Consider the following 12,716-nt stretch of genomic DNA (forward strand, 5'->3'; position numbering starts at 1 on the left):
AACCCTATTCGGGGCGCTCGTCCGAGGTGCCCGGGTGGACGTCGTGGAGCACTCGCCGCACGGCGTCGTCGGGGTCGTCCACCAGCTGGATCAGGTCCAGGTCCTGCGGGGAGACCATCCCCTCGGCCACCAGCGTCCCCTTGATCCACTCGATCATGGGCGTCCAGTAGTCCACGCCCACCAGCACGATCGGGAAGGACGTCACCTTGTGGGTCTGGACCAGCACCATGGCCTCGAACAGCTCGTCGAGCGTCCCCAGGCCGCCCGGCAGCACCACGAAACCCTGGGCGTACTTCACGAACATGGTCTTACGGGCGAAGAAGTACCGGAAGTTGACGCCGAGGTCCACCCATTCGTTCATACCCTGCTCGAACGGCAGCTCGATGCCGAGTCCCACTGAGACCCCGCCGCCCTCGACGGCGCCCTTGTTGGCGGCCTCCATCGAGCCGGGTCCGCCACCGGTGATCACCGCGACCCCGCTCTCCGCGAGCTTGCGGCCGATCTGCACTCCGAGCTCGTAATACCGGGAGCCGGGTTTGGTGCGGGCCGAACCGAACACGCTGATGGCCGGCCCGAGGTCCGCCAGGGCGCCGAAGCCCTCGACGAACTCGCTCTGGATCCGCATGACGCGCCAGGGGTCGGAGTGGACGAAGGCGCCCGGCGTGCCGCTGTCCAGCAGCCGCTGGTCCGCCATTTCGATGCCGGCCTGCCCGCGCCGCAGTTCCACGGGGCCGCGACGCCGGGGTTCGTTGTGCCGGGGGGAAGTGAAGTGCGTGCTCATGGTCTTAGGCTAACGGGATCAGCCCAGCTCAGCGTGGATCACAATCCGGCAGAGATTGTGTGCTTGAGTTCACATTGCCCAAAAGATGTGACTAAGGTCATGGCATGACCGCACATGAGGAAGGGGAGGCCCTCGTCTCCCTCAAGGGCGTTAACAAGCACTACGGCGCATTGCACGTTCTGCAGGACATCAATCTGCAGGTGAAGCGCGGCGAGGTGGTGGTGATCATCGGGCCGTCCGGGTCCGGGAAATCCACGCTGTGCCGGACCATCAACCGCTTGGAGACCATCGACGACGGTGTCATCACCATCGACGGCAAGGAACTCCCGGCGGAAGGCAAGCAGCTCGCGAATCTGCGCGCTGATGTCGGAATGGTGTTCCAGTCCTTCAACCTCTTCGCGCACAAGTCCATCCTGGACAACGTGACGCTGGGCCCCATCAAGGTCAAGAAGCAGGACAAGGCCACCGCCGAGCGCGATGCGAGCGCACTTCTGGAACGGGTGGGGGTGGGCAAGCAGGCCCCGAAACTCCCCGCTCAGCTTTCGGGAGGCCAGCAGCAGCGCGTGGCGATCGCCCGTGCTCTGGCCATGAAGCCCAAGGTCATGCTGTTCGACGAACCCACCAGCGCCCTGGACCCCGAGATGATCAACGAGGTCCTGGACGTCATGGTCCAGCTGGCCAAGGAGGGGATGACCATGATCGTGGTGACCCACGAGATGGGCTTCGCCCGCAAGGCCGCGGACCGGGTGGTCTTCATGGCCGATGGGCAGATCGTGGAGGATTCCGAGCCCGAGGCGTTCTTCACGAATCCTCAGAGCTCCCGTGCCAAGGACTTCCTGTCCAAGCTGCTCACCCACTGACCCCACCCACCACTGAGGCTGTCGGCATGTGATGGCTCAGTGACCGATTTCTACTCGATTGCTCAGTACCGAGCCACGCACCCGGCTCATCTCCATCTCCCCGGTCCACCGACCGGACACGGAAAGGGAACGACAACCATGAGGAAGCTTTTCACCGGCCGCACCGCGGCACTGGGCGCCGCAGCCGCGGCACTCGCCCTGACGCTCTCCGCCTGTGGCGGCTCGAGCGGCGGTTCCCCGAGCGACGGCGCCGCAGGCGGCGGTGACGCTCCGTACACCGTCGCCAAGGACGTCTCTCTGACGGGCAGCCCGACCTTCGACAAGATCAAGTCCAATGACAAGATCCGCATCGGCGTCAAGCAGGACCAGCCCGGACTCGGCTTCAAGGATGCAGCCACGGGCGAGTTCAGCGGCTTCGATGTGGAGATCGCCAAGTGGATCGCCGCCTCGCTCGGCTATGACAAGAGCAAGATCGAATTCAAGCCGATCCCCTCCGCCAACCGCGAGTCCGCGATCCAGAACGGTGACATCGACTACTACGTCGGCACCTACTCCATCACCGACAAGCGCAAGAAGCAGATCGACTTCGCCGGCCCGTACTTCATCACGGGTCAGGGTCTGCTGGTGAAGTCGGACAACACCAGCATCAAGAGCGAGAAGGACCTGGACGGCAAGAAGGTCTGTTCCGCCACGGGTTCCACCCCGATCCAGAACATCAAGGAGAACTTCCCGAAGGCCGAGACCAAGGAGTTCGAGAACTACTCGCAGTGTGTCGATGCTCTGAAGAGCGGCACGGTCGACGCGGTCACCACCGACCAGGCCATTCTGCTGGGCTACGCGTCGCAGGATCCTGACAAGGCGCTCAAGGTGGTCGGCGAGCCGTTCACGACCGAAAAGTACGGCGTCGGCATGGCCAAGGGCGACGCCGCGCTGCGTCACTTCGTGAACAAGCTGTTCACGGACGGCAAGGACACCTGGACGAAGATCTACGACTCGACCCTCGGCAGCACCGGCACCAAGGTGCAGCAGCCGCCGGTGGATGACTACAAGTGACATCTCTCGTGGGGCGGGAAACCGCCCCACGAGCCGTCCCTGTCCCTGCGAGCGAAAGCGATCTGAGACGTGAACACGCTGCTCGACAACCTCGACCTCTTCACTGAGGGTTTCAAGAACACCATCATCCTGTTCTTCTTCTCGGCCATCTTCTCCCTGATCATCGGCACCGTGGTCGGCGCCATGCGCGTCTCCCCCGTTCCGGCGGCCAGGGCGGTCGGCACGGTGTACGTCAACCTGGTCCGCAACACCCCGCTGACCCTGATCCTGTTCTTCTTCGCTTTCGGATATCCGAAGCTCGGCCTGCCGCAGATCAGCTTCATGGTGGCGGCGATCATCGGCCTGAGCCTCTACACTGCCACCTACATCGCGGAGACCATCCGGTCCGGCATCAACACCGTGCCGGTCGGTCAGGCTGAAGCGGCCCGTGCCATCGGCCTGGACTTCGGACAGACCCTGAGCCTGGTGGTCCTGCCCCAGGCCGTGCGGGCGGTGATCCCGCCGCTGTTCAGCGTGCTGATCGCCCTGCTGAAGAACACCACGGTGGCCGCGGGCTTCTCGGTCATGGAGGCCGGCGCCATCCGGGCCAATCTGTCCGAACGCGGTGAGCCCGCCATGGTCGGTCTGCTGTGGGTGGCCCTGGGCTTCATCATCCTGGTCGCTCTGCTCTCCCTGCTCCAGCGGCACTTTGAGAAGAAGTGGAAGGTGGCACGATGACCTCGGTACTCTTCGACGCACCCGGCCCCAAGGCCAGAACTCGCTATCTGGTGGGCGGCGCGGTCACGCTCCTGGTGGTCCTGGGCATCCTCGCCTTCGTCATCATCCGGCTGATCGACTCCGGCCAGTTCACTGCGGCCAAGTGGAAGATCTTCACCTTCCCCCTGGTGCAGCAGACGATCGTCCAGGCCGTCGGAGCCACGCTCTCGGCCTTCGCCCTGGCCGCGGTGCTCAGCATCGTGCTCGGCATGCTGCTCGCCGTCGGCAAGCTCTCGGACCACCGCTGGGTCTCGGTGCCCTGCTTCTGGTTCGTGGAGCTGTTCCGGGCCGTCCCGCTGCTGATCCTCATGATGATGATCTACTACGGCCTGCCGACGATCGGCGTGCACGGCGTGACGCCGTTCGCCGCAGTGGTCGGCGGCCTGACCCTGTACAACGGCTCGGTCCTTGCGGAAGCCTTCCGCGCCGGCATCGAGTCGCTGCCGAAGGGCCAGAAGGAGGCCGGCCTGGCGATCGGCCTGCGGAAGGGCCAGGTCATGAGCCTGATCCTCTTCCCCCAGGCGTTCCGCGCGATGCTTCCTCTCGTGCTGGCGCAGCTCGTCGTGATCCTGAAGGACACGGCACTGGGCTTCATCGTGACCTACAACGAGATCCTGTTCCAGGCCAAGTACTTCGGCTCGCAGACGCTCTACGGCTCGCCGATCATCCCGGCCGCCATGGTGGCCGCGGTGATCTACATCGGCCTGTGCCTCATCCTGTCCGGCATCGCCAAGCTGGTGGAGATCCGTCTGCGGAAGGGGCGCAAGGGCAAGGTGCTGGACGCCAATCCGGCTCCGGGCTCCGCCGCGGAGGGCGGCAGCGCAGGCGCCTGACGCCGGCATCCTGAATCCGCGCACGAGAGAGGCCGTGACCCCTGGGGGTCACGGCCTCTCTGCTGTTCCGCAGGACTCTGTTGGTGCGCCGGGCTCAGTCCGAGAGCCAGGCGGTGAGCGCCGCCAGGCACGTCCGCACGGCCTGAGCATCCACGCGCTCGTCGTCCTTGTGGGCCAGCAGCGCGTCCCCCGGGCCGAAGTTCACGGCGGGGATGCCGAGCTCGGAGAAGCGCGCGACGTCGGTCCAGCCATACTTGGGCTTCGGCTCGCCACCGACCGCGGCCACGAAGCTCGCGGCCGCCGGGTGGTTGAGGCCGGGCCGGGCGCCCGGCGCGGCGTCCGTCCGCACCACGTCGAAGCCCTCCATGAGCTGCTTGACGTGCAGCTCGGCATCGTCCGCGGTCTTGTCCGGGGCGAAGCGGTAGTTGATCTCCACCACGCAGCGGTCCGGGATGACGTTCCCGGCGGTGCCACCGTGGATGAGCACCGCGTTCAGGCTCTCGCGGTAGTCCAGCCCGTCCACCGCGACGGTGCGGGGCTGGTATGCGGCGAGCCGGGTCAGGACCGGCGCCACGGCGTGGATCGCGTTCTCCCCCATCCACGCACGGGCCGAGTGCGCGGCCACGCCACGGGTCGTCACCTCGAAGCGGCTCGTGCCGTTGCAGCCGCCCTCCACCACGCCGTTGGTGGGTTCGAGCAGGATCGCGAAGTCACCCGTCAGCAGCTCGGGGTGGTTCTTCACGAGCCGGCCCAGACCGCTCTTGGAGGCCTCGACCTCTTCATGGTCGTAGAAGACGAACGTGACATCGCGCTGCGGGACCAGCTCGCCTCGACCGATCGCGGCGGCGAGAGCCAGCTGCACGGCCACTCCGCCCTTCATGTCGACGGCGCCGCGTCCGTGGAGCACACCCTCGCCCGGAGTGCCTTCCCAGCTGCTGGGCACCGTGCCGCGGGCTCCCTCGGTGCCCGGCAGGGGCACGGTGTCCAGGTGGCCGGCGAGGATGACCCGTTCGGCGTGGCCCGCCGTCGTGCGCGCGACGATCGAATCGCCGTCGCGCGTCACCTCGAAGAAGTCCAGGGCCCGCAGGGCCTGCTCCACCGCGTCGGCGATGGCGGTCTCCTGATCGGAGACGCTGTTGATGTCGATCAGTGCGGCGGTGAGGAGCGAAACGTCCTGCTGAAGGTCCAGAGCGGTCATTTTTTCACTCTACCGTCACGCGGAGCCCTTGCTTTTGAGGCCGCACGACGCGCCGATAAACTGCTCGCATGACTTCCGCAGCCCCTGAGAACGCTTCCGCCCAGAGCCGCACCGCCCACGGTTTCGGCATCGCCACCATCGCCGTCCGCGGCGAGGACGCCACCGTCCTGGACGTCTGGTTCCCGGCACCCGCCCTGGGGGAGGCCGCCGAGTCCCTGCGCTCCGTGGAGAACGCCCCGCAGGATCTGATCGAGGCGGCCGCCGCCGGGGACGACGCCGACCGCGGCACCCAGCAGCAGGTGGTCTTCGTGCAGATCGACCTGGACGAGGCCCCCGCGGACACCGCCGACGCCTACCTGCGCCTGCACCTGCTCTCCCACCGCCTCGTGGCCCCGAACACCATCAATCTGGACGGCCTCTTCGGAAAGCTCGCCAATGTCGTGTGGACCAACTTCGGCCCGGCCCTGCCCGAGGGCTTTGAAAGCGTGCGCGCCAAGCTGCGCAAGCGCGGCAACGTCACGGTGTACGGCGTGGACAAGTTCCCGCGCATGGTGGACTACGTGGTCCCCACCGGCGTGCGGATCGCCGACGCCGACCGCGTCCGCCTGGGCGCGCACCTCGCCGACGGCACCACGGTCATGCACGAGGGCTTCGTGAACTTCAACGCCGGCACCCTCGGCACCTCCATGGTGGAAGGCCGGATCTCGGCCGGCGTCGTGGCCGGCAACGGGACCGACGTCGGCGGCGGCGCCTCCATCATGGGAACCCTCTCCGGCGGCGGCAAGGAGCGCGTCGCCCTGGGTGAGCGGGTCCTGCTCGGCGCCAACTCCGGCGTGGGCATCAGCATCGGCGACGACTCGGTGGTCGAGGCCGGCCTGTACGTCACGGCCGGAACCCGGGTTCGCGTCCACGGGCCGAAGGACGCCGACGGCGAGGAGCAGCAGCAGATCGTGAAGGCCGTGGAGCTCTCCGGTGTCCCGAACCTGCTCTTCCGCCGCAACTCCAGCACGGGTGAGGTCGAGGTCCTGCCGCGCAAGGGCCAGACGGTGGAACTGAACGAGGCGCTGCACGCCAACTAGTCAGGAACGCCATTTACCATGGAGGGGGTGGAGCCGCAGGCTCCGCCCCCTCTCCTGTCCCCCAACGGAAGCTCCTCGTGTCACGACGTCGCCACCTCAGGCTCTGGATCACGCTCGTCCTCCTCGCCAGCCTTGTGGCCGGAGGCATCTGGGTCGCCGTCCAGCTGACCCACTCGATCAGTGCCGACGGACCCGAGTTGTGCACCACCGAGACGTCCGGACAGAAGTTCCAGCTGACCCCCGAGCAGTCTGTCTATGCTTCGCTGATCTCCGCGGTCGGCGTCAGCCGCGAGCTCCCACCGCGCGCCTCCTCCATCGCGATCGCCACAGCCATCCAGGAATCGAACCTCCGGAACCTGAACTACGGCGATGCGGCCGGCCCGGACTCCCGCGGCCTCTTCCAGCAGCGGCCTTCGCAGGGCTGGGGCACCGAGGCCCAGATCATGGATCCGTACTACTCGACGGCCACCTTCTACAAGGCCCTGGTGAAGGTGCCGAACTACCAGTCGATCCCGTTGACCGAGGCCGCCCAGACCGTTCAGCGCTCCGCCTTCCCCGAGGCCTACGCGGATCATGAGAGCGAAGGCCGCGCGTTCGCCTCGGCCCTGACCGGCCAGTCCCCTGCGTCCTTCAGCTGCAGCCTGGCACCCGCGCCCGGCGCCGGGGATCCGCAGGCCGTGCGGAAGGAACTGGCGAAGGCCTTCCCGCACCTCGAGCTCGACGGCTCCGGCCGCGAGGTCCGGGTGGACGTCTCCGGGACGGCGGGCTGGGCGGTGGCCCACTGGGCCGTGGCTCATGCCAAGGCGTTCGGGATCGACCGGGTGGACTACGACACGCAGACCTGGCTGCGGGAGAACCGCGACGGCTGGCGGTCCACGCATGCGCTCGGCCACCAGGTGGTCATCACCCTCGCCTCCGGGCCCGGCGCCTGACCCGCATCCCGGCGCGGGCTCCCCGCAGTCCTCAGACCAGCGCAGTCTTCTGACCAGCGCTGTCGTCAGACCAGCAGCTCCACGATCGGCTCCAGATAGCTGCGCAGCAGCAGCGGGTCCCGCGTGAGGTGGTGACTGAGCAGCACCAGATCCGGCGCCGAATACCAGGCGCGCGGCTCGGCGAACGGCAGCACCACGACGTTCAGGCTGAACGTCCGCGCCCGGCGTCGTACGGCCTTCTCCCGGGCTTTCACCACGGCTTCCACCTCGGCCTCGAGGACCCCGGAATGCCGCGCCTCATGCTGGGTGTGCTCGCGGACCCTCGCCTCCGCCCAGCTGTACGCCGCGCCGCGGTGCGCGCTGGCCACCCGGTGGAGCGCCGGGGACCCGACGAACTGGGCCGTCTCCAGGATGGCCGGCGACTGGGTGTGGCTGTGGTGGGTCCGGAGAAGATGCTCCCACCAGGCCTCCCACTCGATCCGGAGGGCGTCACGGCCGCCCACCTCCGAGATCAGGTGGTGGTGCTCACTGCCGTGCACGCGCGGTTCGATGGGCGCCAGGGTGGGGATCCCGGCGTCGTGCATCCCCGAGCTGTCCCGGAGATACAGGGCGACTAGCAACGGGAATGAGGTGCCCACGGTGATGTTCCACGGTGCTGGCTCGTCCGCCCCGGACCCTCCGGAGCCGATGGGTTCATCGACGCTCATGCAGACCTCCTGGCCCTGCCGTCAGCACGGCATACGGCCCCGGCTCTCAGTGTAGATCCGCGGTCCCGCAGTGTTAATGGGCTGGGGGTTTAAACCTCGGGAGACTCCAGGCTCGCCAGATGGGCCAGCAGCACGCTCCGGCACATGGACGCGTCCAGCCACTGCGTGTGCACGAGGGCGTGGAGGGAGAGCCCGTCCAGCAGTGACATGAGGCGTTCCGCCTCCACCACCAGATCCTCCAGCCTCCCGTCCGGCCGGAAGGCCTGGATGACCTGCCCGACGACGGCGGCGGACGCCCGGTAGCCGCGCTCGGCCTCTGCCTGGAGCCCGGCGTTCCCCCGAGAGGCCAGGCGGAACTCCGTCCTGGCGCTGCATTCGGCCGCGCTGTTCCCGTCGAGGGGCAGGAACTCCGCGAGGAGCAGGAGCGAGGCCTCCGTCAGGGCCTCCCGGTCCCCGGCTTCGACGGCCGCGTGCACGGCGGGGAGCCGGGCGGCCAGACGCTCCTCCAGCCGGTCGTGGGCCGTGGCGAAGGCGTGCTCGAGAAGCTCAGCGCTGTCCTTGAAGTAGTGCCGGACGGAACCGACCACGAGGGACGCCTCCGCGGCGACCTCCCGGAGTGACACGCGGGCCAGGCCATCGGTGGCGATGATCCGGAAGACCGCATCGGCCACATCGGCTCTTCGGGCTGCTGCATTCACGACTTTCGGCACCCTTAGTTTGTAGCACACCTGCGCTTCTTCTGCGCGCTGCGATACGGTGATGCCATGACGATTTTGGTTACCGGCGGTTCCGGCTACATCGGTTCGCACACCGTCCTGGCCCTCCAGGAGGCCGGACATGACGTGGTGGTGATGGACAATCTGTCCAATTCGAGCGAGGAGTCGCTGCGCCGGGTGGCGCAGCTCAGCGGCAAGCCGGTCCCCTTCCATCAGGTGGACCTCACCGACCCGGAAGGCCTGGACCGGCTGTTCTCCGCCTACGACTTCACCGCGGTGATCCACTTCGCGGGCCTGAAGGCCGTGGGCGAATCCGCGAGCATCCCGCTCGAGTACTACTACCGGAACGTGGCCGGCACCATCAATCTCCTCCGCGCCATGGACGCCCACGACGTGCGCAGCATCGTCTTCAGCTCCTCCGCCACGGTGTACGGGGAGCACAACCCCATCCCGTACATCGAGAAGATGGAGATCGGCGCGAGCAACCCCTACGGCCGCACCAAGGAGCAGATCGAGGACATCCTCAGTGACCTCAGTGCCGCGGACGAGCGCTGGTCCGTGGCACTCCTGCGCTACTTCAACCCGGTCGGAGCCCACCCCTCGGGCCTCATCGGCGAGGACCCGCAGGGCATCCCCAACAACCTGGTGCCGTACATCGCCCAGGTCGCGGTGGGGCGCCGCGAGAAGCTCATGGTGTTCGGCGGCGACTATGACACTCCGGACGGGACCTGCCTGCGGGACTACATCCACGTCGTGGACCTCGCCGAGGGCCACCTCGCCGCGCTGAACCACATCGCCTCCCGCACCGGCGCCTTCCGCTGGAACCTGGGCTCCGGACGGGGGTCCAGCGTCCTGGAAGTGCTCAAGTCGTTCGAGCAGGCCGTGGGGCGCCCGCTCCCCTACGAGATCACCGGCCGACGTCAGGGCGATCTCCCAGCCTTCTGGGCCGACCCCTCCTCCGCCCTGGCCGATCTCGGCTGGTCCACCACTCGGTCCCTCGACGAGATGTGCGAGGACCACTGGCGCTGGCAGAAGAACAACCCGAACGGCTACGCCTCCTGACGGCGGAGCCTCCAGCGCTTGAACGACGACGGCGGCCGCTCACCGGAAAGGTGAGCGGCCGCCGTCGTCGTTGAAGCAGGGATCAGACCGCCGGGTAGTTGCGCTCCGGGTAGCCCGTGTAGAGCTGGCGCGGGCGGCCGATCTTGGTGGCGGGATCGTTGATCATCTCGCGCCACTGGGCGATCCAGCCCGGCAGACGGCCGATGGCGAACAGCACGGTGAACATCTTCTCGGGGAAGCCCATGGCCTTGTAGATCAGGCCGGTGTAAAAGTCCACGTTCGGGTAGAGCTTGCGCTGGATGAAGTAGTCATCCGCCAGGGCCTTCTCCTCCAGGCGCATCGCGATGTCCAGCAGTTCGTCGTTGCCGCCGAGCTTGCCGAGGACCTCATGAGCGGTCGCCTTGATGATCTTGGCGCGCGGGTCGTAGTTCTTGTACACGCGGTGACCGAAGCCCATGAGGCGGACGCCGTCCTCCTTGTTCTTCACCTTCTCCATGTAGTCCTCCGGCTTGATGCCGTCGGCCTGGATCTGGCGCAGCATCTTCAGCACGGCCTCGTTGGCGCCGCCGTGGGCGGGACCGAAGAGGGCGTTGATGCCGGCGGAGACGGACGCGAAGAGGTTGGCGTTGGCCGAGCCCACCAGGCGGACCGTGGAGGTGGAGCAGTTCTGCTCGTGGTCCGCGTGCAGGATGAGCAGCAGGTCCAGGGCCTTCACGATGGTCGGGTCCAGCTCGTACTGTTCCACCGGGAGACCGAAGGACAGGCGCAGGAAGTTCTCCACCAGGTTCATCGAGTTGTCCGGGTACAGCATCGGCTGTCCGATGGACTTCTTGTGGGCGTACGCCGCGATGACCGGGACCTTGGCCAGGAGGCGGATGGTGGAGAGCTCCACCTGCTCCTGGTTGAAGGGGTCCAGGGAATCCTGGTAGAAGGTGGACAGCGCGGAAACGGCGGAGGAGAGCACCGGCATCGGGTGCGCGTCACGGGGGAAACCTCCGAAGAAGCCCTTGAGATCCTCGTGCAGCAGGGTGTGACGGCGGATCTTCTGGTCGAACTCTTCGAGCTCGGTGGGGGTCGGCAGTTCGCCGTAGATCAGGAGGTAGGAGACCTCGAGGAAGCTGGAGTGCTGCGCCAGCTGCTCGATCGGGTACCCGCGGTAGCGCAGGATCCCGGCGTCGCCGTCGATGTAGGTGATGGCGGACGAAGTGGCCGCCGTGTTCATGAACCCGGGGTCGTAGGTGACGGCGCCCGTGGCCTTCAGGAGCTTGGAGACGTCATACCCGTCGTTGCCCTCCACCGCGGCGATACGGGGAAGTTGCAGCTCGCCGTTTTCATGGCGGAGCGTTGCGCTCTTGTGCTCAGTCATGGAGTCTCCTTCATGGGGGCGTCGCCCCGGTAGAACTCGTGATCCAGTGGCTTCAGCGGCTGCGGGTTGGCCGTATCCGACAAAGCCAGGGCGGATTTCCCGGAGGAATCGCCAGGTTTCCAGTAACAAACTACAACCACCGGCAAGCGCTACCCTAATCGACAGCTTTTTCCCAGCAAGGCTTGCGCGGCGCCTTGCGGCGGAGTAGAAGTGCGACGCCGGGGCTCAGGCGAGCAGGCGTTCGACCGCGGCGTCCACGCGCTCATCCGTGGCCGTGAGGGCGATGCGGACGAAGCCTTCGCCGCGCCGTCCGTAGAAGACGCCGGGGCCGCACACGATGCCGCGGTCGGCCAGGCGGTCCACCGTGGTCCAGGTGTCCTCGCCCGCGGTGCTCCACAGATACAGGCCGGCCTCGGAGTGCTGGATGTCCAGGCCGAAGTGGCGGAGGGCGGGCAGGAGACGCTCGCGGCGGCCGCGGTAGAGGTCCTTCTGCGCCTGCACGTGGGCATCGTCCCCCAGGGCGATCCGCAGCGCGGCCTGCACCGGCGCCGGAACGATCATGCCGGCATGCTTGCGGGCGTTGACCTGGTTGGCGATCAGGACGGGGTCACCGGCCGCGAACGACGCGCGGTACCCCGCGAGATTGGACTGCTTGCTCAGGGAGTAGACGGCGAGCAGACCGGACACGTCTCCCCCGCTGACCCTCTCGTCCAGCACGCTGGGGACGGCCTCGCCGCCTCGCTGTGCGTCCCAGGCGTCCCATCCCAGTTCGGCGTAGCACTCGTCGGAGGCGACCACGGCGCCCTGTGCACGCGCCTGGTCCACCACCTTCTTGAGGCGTTCGGCCGAACGGACCTCGCCCGTGGGGTTGCCCGGGGAGTTCAGCCAGACCAGTCGCACCTTGGCGCGCGTGGCGGCGTCCAGCTCGTCCAGGTCGTCGGCGGCGATGGGCGTGGCGCCCACCAGCTGGGCGCCGATGTCATACGTGGGGTAGGCGACGCTCGGCCGCACCACGACGTCGCCGGGCTTCAGGCCCAGGAAGAACGGCAGCCAGGCGACCATCTCCTTGGACCCGACGGTGGGCAGCACGGCGTCGGGGTTCAGCCCTGCGACGTTCCGGCGTCGTTCGAACCAGTCGACCACGGCTTCTCGGAGCGCCGGGGTGCCGTGCACCGTGGGATACCCGTGAGCGTCGGCCGCGGCCGCCAGGGCGTCCTGGATGAAGGCCGGAGTGGGGTCCACCGGGGTGCCGATGGACAGGTCCACCACACCACCCGGGTGCTGCGCCGCCTTGGCGCGGTACGGCGCGAGGGCCTCCCAGGGGTACTCGGGAAGACTCAGACCGAAGCTCTCGGAGGGAAACGCCATCGTCG

The 12,716-nt window shown here is 67.5% G+C and carries 13 protein-coding genes; 7 read left to right on the plus strand and 6 right to left on the minus strand.

The window, feature by feature from the left end; genetic code table 11:
• Positions 1-4: 4 nt before the first annotated feature.
• The gene (locus tag P9849_RS11575) at positions 5-781 is read right to left on the minus strand and encodes a TIGR00730 family Rossman fold protein (protein ID WP_278266932.1); all 777 of its coding nucleotides are present in this window, start codon (positions 779-781) and stop codon (positions 5-7) included.
• A 104-nt stretch (positions 782-885) separates the two neighbouring features.
• Here P9849_RS11575 and P9849_RS11580 point away from each other — a divergent pair, with 104 nt between their 5' ends.
• The 4 genes from P9849_RS11580 (at position 886) to P9849_RS11595 (ending at position 4,283) form a co-directional block, all read left to right on the plus strand.
• Positions 886-1,641, plus strand: coding sequence for an amino acid ABC transporter ATP-binding protein (locus P9849_RS11580; protein WP_208186400.1), 756 nt, complete (start codon positions 886-888; stop codon positions 1,639-1,641).
• Between the two features lie 138 nt (positions 1,642-1,779).
• Complete coding sequence (locus tag P9849_RS11585) at positions 1,780-2,694, plus strand: glutamate ABC transporter substrate-binding protein (protein ID WP_278266933.1); 915 nt, start codon at positions 1,780-1,782, stop codon at positions 2,692-2,694.
• Positions 2,695-2,763: 69 nt separating this feature from the next.
• The gene (locus P9849_RS11590) at positions 2,764-3,411 is read left to right on the plus strand and encodes an amino acid ABC transporter permease (protein ID WP_278266934.1); all 648 of its coding nucleotides are present in this window, start codon (positions 2,764-2,766) and stop codon (positions 3,409-3,411) included.
• The gene (locus tag P9849_RS11595; protein WP_278266935.1) at positions 3,408-4,283 is read left to right on the plus strand and encodes an amino acid ABC transporter permease; all 876 of its coding nucleotides are present in this window, start codon (positions 3,408-3,410) and stop codon (positions 4,281-4,283) included. Before P9849_RS11590 ends, P9849_RS11595 begins: the two co-directional genes overlap by 4 nt.
• Before the next feature lie 94 nt (positions 4,284-4,377).
• Here the strand turns inward: P9849_RS11595 and dapE are convergent, their stop codons facing one another.
• The gene (dapE, locus tag P9849_RS11600; RefSeq protein WP_278266936.1) at positions 4,378-5,481 is read right to left on the minus strand and encodes a succinyl-diaminopimelate desuccinylase; all 1,104 of its coding nucleotides are present in this window, start codon (positions 5,479-5,481) and stop codon (positions 4,378-4,380) included.
• A gap of 68 nt (positions 5,482-5,549) precedes the next feature.
• On the opposite strand from dapE, the gene dapD reads away from it, so the two are divergent.
• Complete coding sequence (dapD, locus tag P9849_RS11605; protein ID WP_278266937.1) at positions 5,550-6,560, plus strand: 2,3,4,5-tetrahydropyridine-2,6-dicarboxylate N-succinyltransferase; 1,011 nt, start codon at positions 5,550-5,552, stop codon at positions 6,558-6,560.
• Between the two features lie 77 nt (positions 6,561-6,637).
• Positions 6,638-7,492: a hypothetical protein gene (locus P9849_RS11610; protein WP_278266938.1), complete on the plus strand. Its 855-nt coding sequence runs from the start codon at positions 6,638-6,640 to the stop codon at positions 7,490-7,492.
• Between the two features lie 65 nt (positions 7,493-7,557).
• Here the strand turns inward: P9849_RS11610 and P9849_RS11615 are convergent, their stop codons facing one another.
• Positions 7,558-8,199: a hypothetical protein gene (locus P9849_RS11615; RefSeq protein WP_278266939.1), complete on the minus strand. Its 642-nt coding sequence runs from the start codon at positions 8,197-8,199 to the stop codon at positions 7,558-7,560.
• 89 nt (positions 8,200-8,288) lie between these two features.
• Entirely contained in the window at positions 8,289-8,897 is a 609-nt protein-coding gene (locus P9849_RS11620) for a TetR family transcriptional regulator C-terminal domain-containing protein (RefSeq protein ID WP_278266940.1), read from the minus strand.
• A gap of 66 nt (positions 8,898-8,963) precedes the next feature.
• Here P9849_RS11620 and galE point away from each other — a divergent pair, with 66 nt between their 5' ends.
• Positions 8,964-9,977, plus strand: a complete 1,014-nt coding sequence (gene galE / locus P9849_RS11625) for a UDP-glucose 4-epimerase GalE (protein WP_278266941.1) — start codon at positions 8,964-8,966, stop codon at positions 9,975-9,977.
• 82 nt (positions 9,978-10,059) lie between these two features.
• Here galE and P9849_RS11630 read toward each other — a convergent pair whose 3' ends face one another.
• Positions 10,060-11,343: a citrate synthase gene (locus tag P9849_RS11630; RefSeq protein WP_208186409.1), complete on the minus strand. Its 1,284-nt coding sequence runs from the start codon at positions 11,341-11,343 to the stop codon at positions 10,060-10,062.
• 225 nt (positions 11,344-11,568) lie between these two features.
• Entirely contained in the window at positions 11,569-12,711 is a 1,143-nt protein-coding gene (gene dapC / locus P9849_RS11635; RefSeq protein ID WP_278266942.1) for a succinyldiaminopimelate transaminase, read from the minus strand.
• Positions 12,712-12,716 lie beyond the last annotated feature (5 nt).

The sequence above is a fragment of the Arthrobacter sp. Y-9 genome (assembly GCF_029690065.1).
Lineage (GTDB): Bacteria > Actinomycetota > Actinomycetes > Actinomycetales > Micrococcaceae > Arthrobacter_E.